At 49.1% G+C, this 15,809-nt stretch carries 9 protein-coding genes; 3 read left to right on the top strand and 6 right to left on the bottom strand.

The genetic code is table 11. From position 1 onward, the window contains the following. The first annotated feature begins 53 nt into the window (after positions 1-53). Both F1593_RS06215 and F1593_RS06210 read left to right on the top strand, forming a co-directional pair. On the top strand, positions 54-2,027 hold the full coding sequence (locus F1593_RS06215; protein WP_149400690.1) for an MraY family glycosyltransferase: 1,974 nt from the start codon (positions 54-56) through the stop codon (positions 2,025-2,027). 250 nt (positions 2,028-2,277) lie between these two features. After that, positions 2,278-3,585 carry an MFS transporter gene (locus F1593_RS06210; protein ID WP_172631909.1) on the top strand — a complete coding sequence of 436 codons (1,308 nt, stop codon included), beginning with the start codon at positions 2,278-2,280 and terminating at the stop codon, positions 3,583-3,585. A 47-nt stretch (positions 3,586-3,632) separates the two neighbouring features. Here F1593_RS06210 and F1593_RS06205 read toward each other — a convergent pair whose 3' ends face one another. The 4 genes from F1593_RS06205 to F1593_RS06190 form a co-directional block, all read right to left on the bottom strand. Continuing rightward, positions 3,633-7,526 (bottom strand): CHAT domain-containing protein, encoded by a 3,894-nt coding sequence (locus F1593_RS06205; protein ID WP_149400688.1) that lies wholly within the window; start codon positions 7,524-7,526, stop codon positions 3,633-3,635. Between the two features lie 170 nt (positions 7,527-7,696). Next, complete coding sequence (obgE, locus tag F1593_RS06200; protein WP_149400687.1) at positions 7,697-9,013, bottom strand: GTPase ObgE; 1,317 nt, start codon at positions 9,011-9,013, stop codon at positions 7,697-7,699. 185 nt (positions 9,014-9,198) lie between these two features. Beyond that, positions 9,199-10,986 (bottom strand): serine/threonine protein kinase, encoded by a 1,788-nt coding sequence (locus F1593_RS06195; protein ID WP_149400686.1) that lies wholly within the window; start codon positions 10,984-10,986, stop codon positions 9,199-9,201. A gap of 69 nt (positions 10,987-11,055) precedes the next feature. Next, positions 11,056-12,378, bottom strand: a complete 1,323-nt coding sequence (locus F1593_RS06190) for an NAD(P)/FAD-dependent oxidoreductase (protein ID WP_172631908.1) — start codon at positions 12,376-12,378, stop codon at positions 11,056-11,058. A gap of 739 nt (positions 12,379-13,117) precedes the next feature. Here F1593_RS06190 and F1593_RS06185 point away from each other — a divergent pair. Beyond that, positions 13,118-13,768, top strand: a complete 651-nt coding sequence (locus F1593_RS06185) for an ATP-dependent Clp protease proteolytic subunit (protein ID WP_149400684.1) — start codon at positions 13,118-13,120, stop codon at positions 13,766-13,768. 127 nt (positions 13,769-13,895) lie between these two features. On the opposite strand, the gene F1593_RS06180 is transcribed toward F1593_RS06185, so the two are convergent. Then, positions 13,896-14,105 carry a hypothetical protein gene (locus tag F1593_RS06180; protein WP_149400683.1) on the bottom strand — a complete coding sequence of 70 codons (210 nt, stop codon included), beginning with the start codon at positions 14,103-14,105 and terminating at the stop codon, positions 13,896-13,898. A gap of 366 nt (positions 14,106-14,471) precedes the next feature. Beyond that, positions 14,472-15,107, bottom strand: coding sequence for an SGNH/GDSL hydrolase family protein (locus F1593_RS06175; protein ID WP_149400682.1), 636 nt, complete (start codon positions 15,105-15,107; stop codon positions 14,472-14,474). Between the last annotated feature and the right edge of the window lie 702 nt (positions 15,108-15,809).

Here is a 15,809-nt window from a genome sequence, read left to right as displayed (position 1 = left end):
TGCATTCCCTCTCTGGACAATGCCAGAGCCATCATTTCGTCTTGGGAGTATTTATGAATCAAAATTCACCGTGGATATTACTACTCGTATTTATCGTCTGTGCGTTCGTTAGCCTCTTGCTCTGCCAGGCTGCACGGATACTCTTTCCCAAGTTCCGGAGTGGTGAGCATAAACCAGGTACTCATCGTGCTGATATGCCAACCGGGAAACGCGAGATAAGAACAGTTGAGCTCCCCCTGGTAGGTGGACCAGCCTTTACCATCGCCATTATTGGCATCGGTATTGGCGCTGGCTATCTTCTCCATTTTTCCACTGATCAATGGATCTTGCTACTGATCGCATTGGGTGCAATGCTCGGCTATATGCTGGTTGGCTTTATCGATGATTGGCGTAAAGTCTATCGCAATGAGGGTATTTCAGAAATCTTTAAATTCTCTGCCGTCTTTCTCGTAGGAGCGGTGGCCGCAGCCCTTTATTTCTTCTTACTCCCCCAGAGCGGACAGATATCATACAGCCTCTGGAAAGATCTTCCCATCCTGAATACTTTTCTCTGTCCAAGGCCGATTCCTGGTCACAGTGAAATCTGCTCGGTAGCTGGCAATCCAGTCTCCTACTATGGCTGGTTAATTTTCTTGATGCTCATGACGGGTGTAGTGGGCAGTCTGACTTCAATTTCGGTGGACTTTAGCGATGGCCTGGATGGACTGGCTGGTGGACTGGTCTTTAGCGCCTCACTGGGTATTGGCATTGTGGTAACCGGTCTGGTCGGTACACAACCAAACGGTGTGGTACTCGAAGTGCTGGCTTTGCTGGGTGCCGGTGGTGTACTCGGGTATCTCCCACTCAACTGGCCCTCCGCCTGGTCGGCACGCCGTGGACACGCAACACGCCGTGCAAAGATTATCATGGGAGATAGCGGTGCCCTGGGTATGGGTGGTCTGCTATCGATGATTGCAATCTTCTCACGTAACGAGACCCTCTTGCTGATGATCGGTGGCGCCTTCGTGCTGGAAGGTCTTTCAGCATTAATCTCAGCTCGTCTGCTAACCCGTTTCTTCCGCCGCTATCTCACGATCTTACGTTTCGCAAATACCAACAAGTTCGTCCCGCATACCGAGTTCCCGCTTCCCTTTCTAGCAACCCCACTGCATCATCACTTTGATCTACTGGGCTGGGATCGGCGGAGGCTGGTCTATGCAGCCTGGGCTCTGGGAGCCTGTTTTGCGGCATTAGGTATTGTCGTCAGCCTGGTTCCCTTCTCCTGGCAGCGTTATATTGGTCGTTTTTTAATTCTCTTACTGGCAATTCTCATCTGGTCAAGTGGCTCATGGTCAAAGAATTATTTTGTTGGCAAGCATTCAGATGGTCGAACACGACGCCAGCGCCTGGCGCTCTATTATGGCTATCCATTCGCTATTATGAGAATTAAACTCTACCATATGGTTGAGGTTACAGAAGCCAGTGAGGATGTCATTGAGACGCCAGCGGAAGAGTTGGCCCTCTGGCAACGCATGACAATCTTCGATGCCCGCGCAATGCTGGGACTCTACTGCTATCGTGCTGGCTACTATCCTGCAGCGCTAGCACAATGGACCCGTATTCCAGAACGAAACCGCGTGTTACGCCCTGAGATTGTCCATTTGCTCAACGAAGTGGATAACCAGTTAACACTAGAAAATCAAGCCACCCAGCCCTTACGTCGACAGGATATTCTCCGGCAAACACAAGAACCAATTCTGGAAGGGAATTTACCGCCTGCCGATCTGCCTAATCCTTATGAGCCGGTCAGCCAGGAAGAAACACGCAACGGTCCGAATATCGTCTGGACGTCGCACTCCCAAAACTATCCTATTGAAAGCAATGACGAAGAGGTGAATGTCTCTTCCAAAAAGCGTGAAAACACGGGAAATGATTCAGTCAGCCAGAAGAAACGTCAAACAACGATAGAACAGGTAGCTGACACAACAACTGATGATAAGCCTACAGAGGAAGCCGGACCTGTGCTACATCACGCGCAGGACAAATAAATCTCGCCACCAGGTTCACTGGCATGATAAAAAGAGGAAAAGCCCATTTTATTGATGGGCTTTTCCTCTTTTTATCATGCCAGTTGAAATGAGATAACCAGAGAAAGCTCCACATACTTTGCCCCATCTTGCAAATTTCAGCCGTCTATGGGATAGTTACGATAAAGAAGTTCATTTCTCTATGCTATGCACATGCTTTTGCGTATATTATAGTCTCATAAATTATTCAGTAGATGGGATGTCCAAGCGGATGACTGCAACACAACTTGAGCAACGACATGAACCAACACGACGCATACCACGTTTCCAGACCTTTAAAGCCCTCCAGAATCGTGATTACCGCTTGCTCTGGATTAGCCTGATTGTTTCCTCGGTAGGTACCTGGATGCAAATTATCGCGCAGAGCTTACTTGTTCTACGTTTAACAAGATCACCTCTATCCCTGGGAGCTGTCTCGCTCGCGCAAGCAAGCTCATTCTTTTTGTTCGCTCTGATCGGCGGTAGCGTAGCCGACAAAATCGATAAACGCAAGTTTTTGTTAGTCACCCAAAGTCTATCCATGTTGCTGGCGCTCATCCTTGGCATCTTGACGATTACAGGCTTGATTCAAGTCTGGATGATTGTGCTACTGGCCTTCTGCTCAGGCACGGTTTTGAGCTTTGATCAGCCAACGCGCTCATCACTGGTGCCGCTTCTGGTACCAAAGGAAGATTTGATGAATGCCATTTCGCTTCAATCAGTTGTCTTCAATGGATCGGCCTTTATCGGTCCAGCTCTGGCCGGGAGTATGATTGGTATCTTTGCTAACTGGGGAAATACCCTCCACCTCCACTATCCTTTGATTGGCTATGCGGGCAATTTCTTTCTTAACGCTATCAGCTTCTTTGGCGTCCTCTTTGTCCTCTATTCGCTCCATGTGCCGGAAGCATTACTTGAGCAGGCAAGTACAAAACGTGGACCAATGCTTGAGTCGATTCGTGCCTCGCTGGGTGTGATCTCTAAAGATGCAGCCCTTCCATGGATCTTATCAGGCTATGCTGCAATGCTCTTCTTTGGCCCATCAACCTCATTAATCTTACCTGTTTTCGCAACCGGGATACTCCATATCCAGGATGCACAGTTAGGTATTCTCTTCTCAGCCTCGGGATTGGGCGTGATTCTGGGGGCTTTACTGGTTGCATCATTAGGGAACTTTCAACAGAAAGGATGGCTGTTGCTGATCTCATTTTTTGTCTGGTCAATCTCATTACTGATATTCGCCATCAGCAAGAATTTCTGGCTCTCTTGCGTGGCACTTACCTGTCTGGGAATTGGACAGAATGGCATTGGCGCCACAACCATCACACTGATGCAAACGCGTGTTCCACCACAGATGCGTGGACGCGTCATGAGCCTGAATACACTCTGTATTATGGGTGTGCGACCGCTAGGAGACTTCCCCGCCAGCGCCGCTATTACCGCCATTGGGGGTCCTCTAACCGTCATTGCCAGTGCCAGTCTGGTTGGGGGCTATACGCTTTTTCTGCTACTCGCTCGTCCCAGTATCCACAGAATTTAAATCCAAAAATAGAATTTTATCATATTCTATCAACGCATGAGATGGCATTATGAAGAGCGAGAATGTCTATGCAACTGACTTTGTTCAACTCCAAGATCATGCTGCATATTCAATGTGGTGATACGCTCCTGCAATTGCTCCTGTGTGGGAGCCTCACCATCTTCTGCAAACGCTTGAGCTTGTAACCAGGCGGAAAGCGCTGTAGCATATTTTTGTTCAGCCTCATAGAGCAATCCCAATCCATAGAGGATTTGACGTCGCCCTCTGTCTATATGCAATTCTTGCAGGATGTGGTCGGCTTCCAGATAATAGCAGCGTGCATCCTCACATTGGCGCATGTTACGCGCAACTTCTGCCAGTCCATAACAGGCCATGGCATTGATATGCTGCGTATCGCATATCTCAGCGATGGATTGAGCTTGCTCGTAGTATTCTCTGGCATCCAGATAGGTTCCCTCAGCAAGAGAAAGCTTCCCGTTGGCATTACAGGTAAGGGCTTGATCAATCCGACAGCCCAGCGGTGTCAATAGTGTTTGCGCTTCGTTATAATATGTGTGTGCATGGATAGTGTCTTGCTTGCGGGCAGCAATATCTCCAAGCAGGCGTAAGACAACTGCTACCCCGCGCGGAAGCTGATAGTCACGAAAACGTGTCAGGAGTTCCAGACCAGCTTTTTCAGCCTGCCCCAGTTTGCCCTGCTGCACCTGAAGCGAGCATTTCGTGAGTTGCACCCATGCTTGATCAGTTGGACGTTTCAATTCATGAAAGAGACGGAAAGCCTCCTCACAATCCCGCAGAGCCCGTGAATAATGTCCCAGGCACAATTCGACATTCGCACGCTGATGAGTCGCACGCGCACGACCAGGGATATCACCCTCCTGAGAGAAAGCTGTCATCGCCTCTTCAAATTGCATCAGGGCCTCTGAATAGTGGGCTTGTCCATAATGAATCATGCCAAGGATATAACAAACCTGAGCATTTCTCGTCTCTTTCGAGTATTCCTCAACACGCTGGATATGTAGCCGAGCCTGGGAAAAATCCCCTTCATCGTAAAAGAGGAGAGCCAGTTCACAAAGGACCAATCCGATATACATTCCCTCTTCAGGATACTGTTGATGTAACAGCAAACTACTCCTTAAACAAGCTCCCGCCTCAGCATAGTGTCCCAATTGACGCAACAAACGACCAAGCCGATATTGGAGCTGTCTCAGTTCGGTATGATCACCCAGGCGCGTTGCGTAACCGATTGCACGTCGCAACAATCCTTGCAAGCTCTGGTAGTGACCAGCGCCTTCCATGGTATCAGCAGCACGCAAGATGATACGTACAGCCTCTCGAAAATCCTGGACTTCTCCTGCAGCTTCCAGATGTGTAAAGGCTTCCAACCACTCGTCCGCATCGGGCTGAGCGAGACAATAGTAATAAGCAGCGACGACGCGATGCACGCGGCGACGCTCCTCTAGCGGCAAACGTGAGAGGGCAAAATGTCGAATCTGCGAATGAATCGAATAAAAATGTCCATCGAATGTTAAGAATGAAGCCTGTACTAATTCATCCCGGGCTGCATGCCAACGTCGCAACAGATCACTTGCCAGCGTTTCATGTGGTGTAAATGCATGGGCATCCAGCGACAACGTAGGTTCATGGGATGCCACCAGAGTATCTGGCGAGATTAGCATTGCAATCTGCTCACGATTAAAAGGCAGGCGGAATGCGGCAAGATAGGATACTAACAGCCGCGCAGGCGGGGACAGGCGTTGATAAGAGACCTCAAGCACGGCATAAATACCTGCTAACGGAGTATCATACAGCTCATCACGGACCTCTTCCAGTGAACGCGTCGCAGCCTCTGGCGTAAAAACTTGTCCACCAATCGAGCGGGCGGTTCCAAAAATCAATTCAGCCCCCAATGGATAGCCATCCAACAGGGTACAAATTTCACGCAGAATCTCTTGTTGTTGATGATCTTGTAAGCGGATACGATGATACAAACCACTACTCTCCGCAAGATCGATGAAGAGAGTCAGGAGGTCCTGGTTAGTCATTTTTATGACGCGATACTCATACCAGCGAGACGATATTCCCTCAAGCACCAGCATGTTTTCAGGATTGGAATGCGAAGTCACCAGAACCACAACCTCAGATGGCAGGAGATCCAGAAAACGTAGCCAGGCATCCAGTTCACTACGCTCCTTGACTTCTTCAAAGCTATCCAACAACAGCATACACTGCAGTTCACGATTGGAGAGCGAACGTAGCGTCCCATGAACTAAGCGTATGAGCTGCTCGGTATCCATCGTGGCAGTATTGCGTGTGGGAACCGGCAGGGCATGGACGATTTCAAGCAAGGCATCATGGAGAGATTTACCATCCTCTAAAGAGATGCCAATGATACCGCCCATGAATTTATCGCGATTGAGGCGAATCGCTTCCAGTGCCAGGGCACTCTTGCCAATACCCGGGGCCCCCGTCAAAGCAATATGACGATAACCGGGACGCCCCCCTTTCTTGTTCCGTCCATTTGACGCTGGCAGTGAAGTCGTCGCAGCAATCAATAATTGTTCTAGATCGTGTAGTTCCTGTTCCCGTCCAACAAATGAGGGCGCTGGACCAAGATGCAACAAGGGATGGGCATGACTATCATGGGCGTCAGCTTTGATCAGAAGGGCTACAGGAGCCTCCTCACCTTCAACCACGTGGCGATATAGTACAGGAATAAACCAGCTTCGTTGTTGCATTGAAGATAACGCCTGGCGAGCTCGCGACAAAGCTTCCTCGATAGTTCGGCCATCTGCTAGAGCCTCATAAAAATGATACATAAAGGTCGGGCTAAGATCATCCTGCAAAGAGAAAGGCATCGCCACAACTGCGGGCACCTGGGCTGTCACCAATGAGGTTGCCAGCGTTGCATCCACAGCGGTCAATTGTTGCGTCGCTTCTAATGCATCGGGATCATGACGCTCATCGGAAACGGTAGCCGTTTCGCAAGCAGAGAAAACTGCCATCCGTACGTCGCTACTTACCAATATCCCACGCAGAGCCTGGGTACTAATAAAACTATTATTGCCTTCTTCATTACAAAAGCTCAGATAGGTCTGAGGCTGTATCCGGCTCAACGTAGTTCCGCATACAGAACACTTACGAGCTTCAGGATTATTGATCGTCTCACAATCATCCTGAGGGCAAAGCTTGCCATATGATCCATGCCCATCAAAATGCACGACATAGCAAGGCAACGTCGTATCGCTATCATCAAAGGTAGCGGTACCACCATAAGAGTTAAAGTAGCGCACGAACTGTCCAAATGTCGGTGGCTCCAGGCGATCAAGAAAAACCTGGCCAGTATCAATCAAGGGAGCCAGCGCCTCTTGCATAGCCTGAAAGCTGCGCTCGGTTTCTAAGGGCGCGAAATCAGCTGGCGAGGCACTGATATAAAGTATGCGAAATGGTGGATGCACCGGCAATTCACAGCCGCCAGGAGCATCGGGACGCAAGAGGGAACGGCTGAGGGTAAAAACGCCAGCAGCAATCAAAAAATAATTCCCATTGTGGAGAAGTTCCCAGGGATAGCGAATAAATTCATCGCATCCTGGGGTAAAGATCAGGGTTAACGCCACAGTGCCACGACGTTTAAGGGTGCGCAAGATGACATTTTGAAAAACGCTTTGGACCGAGGACTCTGCTGGAACAGAAAGGGGCCACTGCTCTCTTACTGGTTCTGCAACTGCCACAGCATCAAAGAGTCGTCGCCCAATCTGGCGTAAGTCGTCATCGCTCGTCTGCAAGCTATTAAGCTTTTTTTGTAACACATTTGTCTGTTTAGGTGTATAAGGAGGAACAAATGTACCTCGTACGGTATGCCCTGACCAGCTCTCCCTTATCTGCACCTCGTATGAGTTATCCTCATGCGTACGAAACAATAAGCTGAGTGTTTCTCCCATGAGCTGAGTATTCTCACATTCCGTTGCTTTTGCGCATTTTTTTGCACGCTGAAAAGATGCCAAATATATCCGTCTTCATCTGCTAGTATAACATACCTGTGCAGCAAAAAGAGCATGCATAAAAAGCGCCATCTTAACAATGGCGCTTCATGGTCACATGTTTTTTTTTGCTACTCGCCCCAGAAGAGTTCGACTTTGCCGAAACGGACAGTATCGCCCACCTGAACGCCAGCTTCTTCCAAAGCTTTTGTCACACCCTGCTTCGACAGTTGTACCTGCAAGCGATCCATGCTCTCTTCACTATCCTGGTTGGTCATATTTACCAGACGTTCAATACGCTTGCCACTTACAACATAGACACCCGCCTCTTTGGTGACGGTAAAGGCATCATCGGCCTGAGGTCGTAAGATAGGGCTCTCGCCCTCTCGCAGATCAGTCACCATACCAGCGGCGGCCACACGTTCGGCTTCATCGCGCTGCATTTCCAGCAAGCGGCGCGAAACTTCGGCCATCAATTCATTTGTACCCTGATGGGCCGCGGCAGAGATAGCATAGACTGCATAGCCAGCCGCTTCCACTTTGGCCTTAAACTCCGGCCAGCGCTCCTGCGCCTCAGGTACATCCATCTTATTCAGGACCACCAGTTGTGGACGAGCTCCAAGCTGAGCATCATATTCGTGCAATTCGTGATTGATCGTCTCAAAATCCTGCCAGGGATCTCGCTCAACAGCGGAACCATCCACCATGTGGATTAGCATACGCGTACGGCGCAAATGGCGCAAGAACTCATGACCCAGGCCAACTCCCTGGGCTGCCCCTTCGATGAGTCCCGGAATATCTGCCATCACAAACCCATAGCCATCGCCACCACGTGGCTGACCGACCTCAACAAAACCCAGATTGGGCTCGAGAGTCGTAAAAGGATAATTCGCAATTTTCGGATGGGCTGCCGATACCACTGAAAGCAAGGTGGACTTGCCCGCATTAGGATAGCCAACCAGACCAACATCTGCAATCACACGCAGTTCAAGGTTTAGCCAACGCTCCTCACCCGGTTCACCACGCTGAGATTCTTTAGGAGTCTGATGGGTTGAGGTTGCAAAATGCACATTACCCAAACCACCGCGACCACCACGGGCCACCATGACACGCTGCCCTGGCTCGGTTAAGTCCGCAATCAACGTGTTTGCCTCGCCATCCCGAATAACCGTCCCACAAGGCACACGCAAGATAATATCCTCACCCTTTGCCCCATGCATCTTCTGGCGGACGCCCTCCACACCTGATTCAGCTTTAAATTGCTGTTTATAGCGATAGTCAATTAAAGTGTTTAAGCCATTAGTTGCTTCGAAGTAGATACTACCACCTCGCCCGCCATCGCCTCCATCGGGACCGCCGAATGGAGCAAATTTCTCGCGACGAAAGTGAATAGACCCATCGCCACCATTTCCAGCTTTCACAAAGATCCTAGTATGATCGTAAAACATAATCTCCCCAATACGTTGCGCATGCGTACATTTTCTAATTTTGTGGCGTGTGGAGTATATCACAAATTGGCCCGGACTGATAGCACAACATCACATTTAAAAGACGAAAAAACTGATCTGTTCAATAACAAATCAGATGCAATATGTCAGGCTGCTGCTGCTGCTGAACATAACCGGTGATATGGTTATGCACTATGATTCTGGTACAAGGATGCTGGTTGGGCACTACCAATGCTGGCAAACGAGGCAGCAATGGGATTACCGTTATATGCAGAAGAGGCAGGCGTAACGCTCCAGGTGCCATAGCCATGTCCATTGCTTTCATCGCACTGCCCATTCCGATAACTACAATAGGTACCACTGATGCTCCCATCAGATTGGATAGTGCCTTCAAAGAAGAGGGGCAACAGGGTGGGATAGGCATCCACGAGAAACTGGATATGCTTATTAGTAGCGACACTCCCAGTAAAATTACCACTTCCCAACAACCCCGCTCCCAATGAGAGATAGCCACTAATCGTTCCCCGGGATTGCCTGATGCTGGAGAGTGCAATACCCGATTGCACATTGGCTGGCTGGTTATGAATTGTTCCACTATATGCGCCGACAAGTTGCGGCATACTCACGGGAGGCGTTGTAGGAGTTGATGGAGGAGGCGCGGAAGTTGTTGTAACAACCGGAGTTGCAGTGTGCGTCTTCTGCGCAACAGAAGTGCTGGTAATACGAACCAGGGGAGTTTGAACCGAAGCAGGGGTATGCTTTATGGGTGGATTCACAACAGTTCTGGGCTGCGCAGGAGCAAACACGCCTGAAGCTACGGCAAAGGCGCTTCCACCAATGAGCAGCAGTAAAACAAACAATAATAAAGGCAAGAAACGTCGCGAAGTTTGCGCTTTCCCTGGCTGGGATGGCGAGAATAATTGCGGCTCCTCGTAGGTGGTAGATACTTCAGGTGCTATTGTAGCCCTGGTGGTTGTATACGCGGGCTCTCTCACATCAGCGACATCTTCAATAGTAAGCGCGGATGCAGCGCTCAGCGTTGCAGGAGGAGTCTCAGGAAATGGCAAAGCTGCTTGATTGGAAGAGGATGACAACGGTTTAGCTTCTGCCATAGTATCTGTATCAACAGACAGATCAGCACACAATACCTGCCAGAAGTCCTCAACGGTATCAAAACGATCATTGCTATTGACTGACAGGGCCCGCAGGACAGCAGCTGAGATAGGGGTGGGAATAGTAGGCTCTAATTCTTCCAGGGGTTGTAAGGGATCAGTACGCTGCACACTCATGCGCGTAATACGGTAGAGAGCATCAATCGGTACCGTGCCGGTCAATAAAGTATAAATAGTTGCGCCCAGGCCGTAGACATCGGTTTGAGGATTCGTGCCACTGACATACTGCTCTGGTGCACCATAGCCTGGCGAACAATGTCGAATTGCCGTCGTAGTTGAGTCCTGATCATATTCTTTCGCGATCCCAAAATCGACCAGAACCGCACTTTCACCAGAGGTGGGAATAATGATATTTGAAGGCTTAACATCGCGGTGAATAATAGGCGGTTGTTGAGCATGAAGGTAGGTGAGCGCACTGACAATAGGGGTCATCATACGCACAATTTGAGGTAAAGGAAAACGCTTCTCTGGCTGCTGGAGGCGCAACCGCTCAAGATTAGGCCCAGCCACATAATCCATCAGGATACAGACACGATTGGGCTTCACCTCCTCAAACACCTGATACACGCGAGGCAAGGCTGGATGATCCAGTCGGCGGAGAACATCCCCTTCAAAAAGGACGCTCTCCCGCTGACGGCGTTCAGGACTGTCAACCTCTTTGAGCGCGAAAATATTGCCTTTTACACGGCGATCACGCACGCGATAAACGGCACCAAAGCCGCCCTGGCCTAACAGTTCCTCTACAATATAACGATCACGGACAACCTTGCCCCTGGGGGGCTTTGCTGGTAACTCTCGCATCCCTTCACCTCAAGACAACATTACTTGCTTTGTGTGATTATATGCGAAAATAGAGTTCAGAGGCAAGCTCTAGCGTATCAAAAGTTCTGGTGTTTCTTGTTTCTGACGTACAGAAGTACTACCATCATGCGTAATCAGACGCGCACCACGCTGAAAGGTAATATATCCCCAGAGAGACTGGAAAAGAACCAGGAAGCGATTACGGAATCCGACTAAGAACATGATATGGACCAGAATCCAGAATAACCAGGCCGGGAAACCAGAAAATTTAATTTTCCCCAGATCGGCAATACCGAATGAGCGTCCAACTGTTGCCAGGTTACCACGATTATGATAATGGAAAGGATGGCTGGCAGGTTTACCGGCCACACGTTCAATAATCACCGAGGCGGCATACAATCCACCCTGCATAGCAGCGGGGGCGATTCCGGGGATCGGCTTCCCATCCTGTGAAGCAGCACAGGTATCACCAACAATGAAAATATTGGGATAACCCGGCAGATTGAGATACTGGTCAACTTTAGCACGACCCGCGCGATCAGTCTCCGCGCCGAGCCACTTACCAGCAGGAGAGGCGGAAACGCCAGCAGTCCAGATTACGGTTGTCGCGTTGATCTGCTTTCCGGCAATCACGACACCATGCTCATTAACTTCTTCTACCGCAGAGCCAGTGCGCACTTCAACGCCCAGGTTGTGCAAACCTTCTTGCGCCTTCTTTGCCAGACCCTCATCAAAGACTGGCAGAATACGAGGCAGGGCCTCAACCAGAATGATGCGTGCCGAACGAGGATCTATGTTGCGGAAATCCTGAGCCAGGGCAACATGGGCCAATTCAGCCACAGCACCAGCCATCTCGACACCGGTAGGGCCAGCGCCAATTAAGATAAAGGTCAATAATGCACGCTGGCGCTCGGGATCAGTCTCATGCTCTGCCTCTTCAAAGGCCAGCAAGATCTTGCGGCGAAGCGCAGTCGCGTCGGCGATTGTCTTCATGCCAGGAGCGTAAGGGGCCCATTGATCGTTGCCGAAATAGCTATGGCTGGCACCGGTCGCCACGACAATATAATCGTAAGCGAATTCACGACCATCGGCAGTCAATACACATTGCTGATCTCGGTCAATACCTGTGACCTCAGCCAGCACGACCCGCGTATTTTTCTGCTTGCGCAAGAGTGAGCGAATCGGCGCTGAAATGTCTGCCGGAGAAAGCACCGCAGTAGCAACCTGATAGAGCAAAGGCTGAAAAAGATGATGATTATTGCGATCAATGACAGTCACATCAACTGGCGCATCTTTTAAGGCTTTTGCGGCATTCAAGCCAGCGAAACCAGCGCCAACGATGACGACCTGGGGGCGTTTTGTCGGGCTACTTTGTACATGTACAGTATCCAATAGAATTCACTTCTCCCTAGACTCATCTAAGAGAATAACAGTTCACCAATGAACCATGGCCAGTCGATTAGCATTAAGATATGGTTAATACTAGCATAGAACATCCCCGCCAGTATATTTATATACCCTTAGCTTATCATGTTTTGCGATTTAACAAAATACCATCCCCCATTTATCCGCACTTTTTGAAGGAGATCCGTAAGTTTTGCCGTCAAGCAGTGTATAGATTGTCCATACAAAATGACATGTACATCTAATAACACAAGCGTGGATAATACTGGATCACTCGACAGCCACTGGTCTGTTTTGGTTACATTTTATAAATCGCAAACACTATTTTGCCTTCCAAATAATCTTTTGTATACTATGGATATGCGTTGTGTCTTCTATTGATGCATCACTCCTCTGCCTTCGGACAGAGACCCTGGATAGACTCAACGCGTCTTGTTTTCATTCTTCTCTCTCCATTGCTCTCCTGACCTTATTGGTAACGCAATAAAGCTTTTAGAATGGGGCCTTGAGGTGATACAATAGAGGTACCTACTCTTTTTAAAAGAGCATGCATCGAAAATCCGTCACAACACGCTCATTCTTGGACAATGTGGTTTCCATCTTGTATCATAAAGGCAGATCTCACCGATTGAAATTGCTATCCGTACGCGCTTCATAGTGATAGGGAGTGCGAGGCGTGTATTGTTTGAACAGGGAAAATACGCCACACGCCACAACAGGAGAAGATATGACAAAATTTAATCCTCGCGATCCAAAATGGATCAAAGAGTCACGTGAGTATCTCGAACCAAGGGGAATTATCCCTTATGTGGTCGAGACAACACCACGCGGCATCGTAAGCCACGATCTTTTCTCACGCTTATTACAAGATCGTATCATTTTTGTAGGGACGCAAATTGATGATATGGTAGCCAATAGCGTGGTCGGTCAATTGCTCTATCTGCAAAATGAAGATCCGACCAAAGATATTAATATGTATGTCAATAGCCCGGGCGGCGTCATCTATGCGGGACTTGCCATCTATGATGCTATGCAATCGTTAAAAGCAGACGTGTCAACTGTCTGTATGGGCATGGCGATGAGTATGGGTGCGGTACTGCTGGCCGTTGGCGCCCATGGCAAACGGTTTGCGCTACCTAACTCAACCATCTTGATCCATCAGCCCCTGGGTGGTGCGGAAGGTCAGGCATCAGATATTGAGATTACAGCCCGCGAAATTATCCGCCTACGTCAGAGCTTATTGGGTATTCTTGCCAAGCATACCGGACAACCCATTGAGCGCATTCAAAAAGATGCAGATCGCAACTACTATCTGTCAGCACAACAAGCGGTAGAGTATGGATTGATTGACGAAATTCTTACCCGCGGCGAAGAATAAAGCCATCAAGAAAACCCATACCGAATAAGAAAACGCTCTGAAGCATAAGTAATAGCTTCAGAGCGTTTTCTTTATCAGGAGAGGTACGGCTACCTACTGATTCACAAACAATCTCTCATCCAGAGGATTAATGATGCGCCGCTCCGTGATGTGCCGCTCCATGATGTGCCGCTCCATGATGCGCACCATGAGGTGCAGGCGCAGGCGCAGTCCTGGCGCTCGGTACGTACGCACTCGCATGAAGTGCTGTATGCGACGGAACACAGGCGAGAAAACCAGTCAGAGCCAGAACAGCAGCAACAGCAGCTACTTTTTTAGTGATATTCCGAATTGCCATTGTAGAGATTCCTCCATCAAACACTCTGTTATAAAACGTGACAAAAAAACAAGCACAACCATAGTTACGGGGTAGCCGTTTATCGCTATAAGAAAAACCATAGCCGGTCCAATCATGAATTATATGATCGTTGGCCTGTTATTTTATATCGGTACGGCTTGACTATTCTTTAGTGTTGCGCAACAACAAAACAAAAAGGTAGTGATTGATAGACAGAAAGGTAACGGGTAAGACGAGGAGGAGAGGAAAATGAAAACGAATTTTTACAACAATTACGAATACGATGGACCAGGAAGAAGAAAGCATAAGAGCTCTCTATAAGCTCTTATCTCACTTCTTCTTCCTGACACATCATACAAAATAGAATCAGGCGAGCGCTTTGACGGCACGCAGCCAGGCCTGCGCCATCAGTGCATGGCCTGCCGGAGTGGGATGGACCCCGTCAGCAGCCCAGAATTCAGGGGCCCGTTGCGTGGCCACCTGGGCAAAGATGCCATCAAAGGGAACATAAATAGCATTATATTCGCGAGCGATTTTACGTACAACAGCGATCTTAGGATCAAGATCCTCACGCCACACCTCACGGCCCGCAGGATAAGGTAACACAAAAGGCTCACAGAGAATCAAACGTGCCTGCGTAGCCTGAACAGTGCGATCCAGTAGTCGACGATATCCATCTTCATAACGCTGAGTACTGGTAGGGTCAGCGTTATCATAGCGTCTCCAGGTATCATTGATACCGATCAACAAAGAGACCCAACCAGGATGCAAATCCAGACAATCCTGCTGCCAGCGTGCTTCAAGATCGACCACACGGTTGCCGCCAATGCCACGATTGATAAACTGGACCTCAAGCTCTGGATATAACGCCTGAAACCATGCCGCCGCCATCAGAGCATAGCCCGAACCAAGATGCGTAGGATCTTCACGATCTCGTCCCCAATCCGTAATACTATCCCCTTGAAATAACACCACATCGCCGGTGGTAAATAGTGGTTGCATTATCTGGCACTCCTTCATGTACATACAATTAACAAAGTGTTTGATTCCCACTCCCAGCGGGATCTTGCTGCTCACCTGCTGGCAGGCGCGTCGGTGCGAAAACTCATGCGCCAGGATGGCGAAGATCATGGGAATCAAACACGAGCTAAGCTCGACTTTGTACATTTTTGCTATACATTCCAAAAAAGAAGGCATGAACCCTCTGCTGAGGTAAGATAAAAGCTAACCAAAGCATATCTTTCTTCAAGGAGACGTTTCATGCCATTACCTGAAACCATTATAACTGTTTTGGCCCTCTTTCGGCCATTGTTTACCGCTCCAGCATGGGGAAAATTGATGGCGTTACTTATCAGCAACCTTCCATGATGTTCTCGCTGCTGTGCGACGCCATATCTGGGAACTGCAGAGCAATACAACCTCCTCCCATGATCCTGCTGTTGGATTGCTCCCACGTTCCGTGCTCAATCGGCTTCTCTATGCTGCCTGTTTTTAGTTGAAAATGTACAAAGTCGAGGTAAGACAGTGTTTGATTCCTACTCCCATCGAGATCTTGCTGCTCACCTGCTGGCAGGCGCCGACGCCTAAGTTTGGTCCAAAATAGAGAGGGCTTGTAACAACAGATGCGCTTGCAAAATGATCGATGCTGCTCCATATTTGAGAGAACAAGATGTTTTCTGATTGGACTCTCGAGGAGGAACAGCA

Origin of the sequence: Dictyobacter arantiisoli, from assembly GCF_008326305.1 — a bacterium.
GTDB classification, from domain to species: Bacteria; Chloroflexota; Ktedonobacteria; order Ktedonobacterales; family Ktedonobacteraceae; genus Dictyobacter; species Dictyobacter arantiisoli.
The sequence above is the reverse complement of the archived record's forward strand: the minus strand, read 5'-3'. Positions and strand labels throughout refer to the sequence as shown.

Bases quoted from the DNA above. Each gene is read 5' to 3' on its own strand.
- F1593_RS06185 (WP_149400684.1), top strand. From the start codon at position 13,118: ATGACAAAATTTAATCCTCGCGATCCAAAATGGATCAAAGAGTCACGT.
- F1593_RS06180 (WP_149400683.1), bottom strand. From the start codon at position 14,105: ATGGCAATTCGGAATATCACTAAAAAAGTAGCTGCTGTTGCTGCTGTT.
- F1593_RS06205 (WP_149400688.1), bottom strand. From the start codon at position 7,526: ATGGGAGAAACACTCAGCTTATTGTTTCGTACGCATGAGGATAACTCA.
- F1593_RS06215 (WP_149400690.1), top strand. From the start codon at position 54: ATGAATCAAAATTCACCGTGGATATTACTACTCGTATTTATCGTCTGT.
- obgE (WP_149400687.1), bottom strand. From the start codon at position 9,013: ATGTTTTACGATCATACTAGGATCTTTGTGAAAGCTGGAAATGGTGGC.
- F1593_RS06175 (WP_149400682.1), bottom strand. From the start codon at position 15,107: ATGCAACCACTATTTACCACCGGCGATGTGGTGTTATTTCAAGGGGAT.
- F1593_RS06210 (WP_172631909.1), top strand. From the start codon at position 2,278: ATGACTGCAACACAACTTGAGCAACGACATGAACCAACACGACGCATA.
- F1593_RS06195 (WP_149400686.1), bottom strand. From the start codon at position 10,986: ATGCGAGAGTTACCAGCAAAGCCCCCCAGGGGCAAGGTTGTCCGTGAT.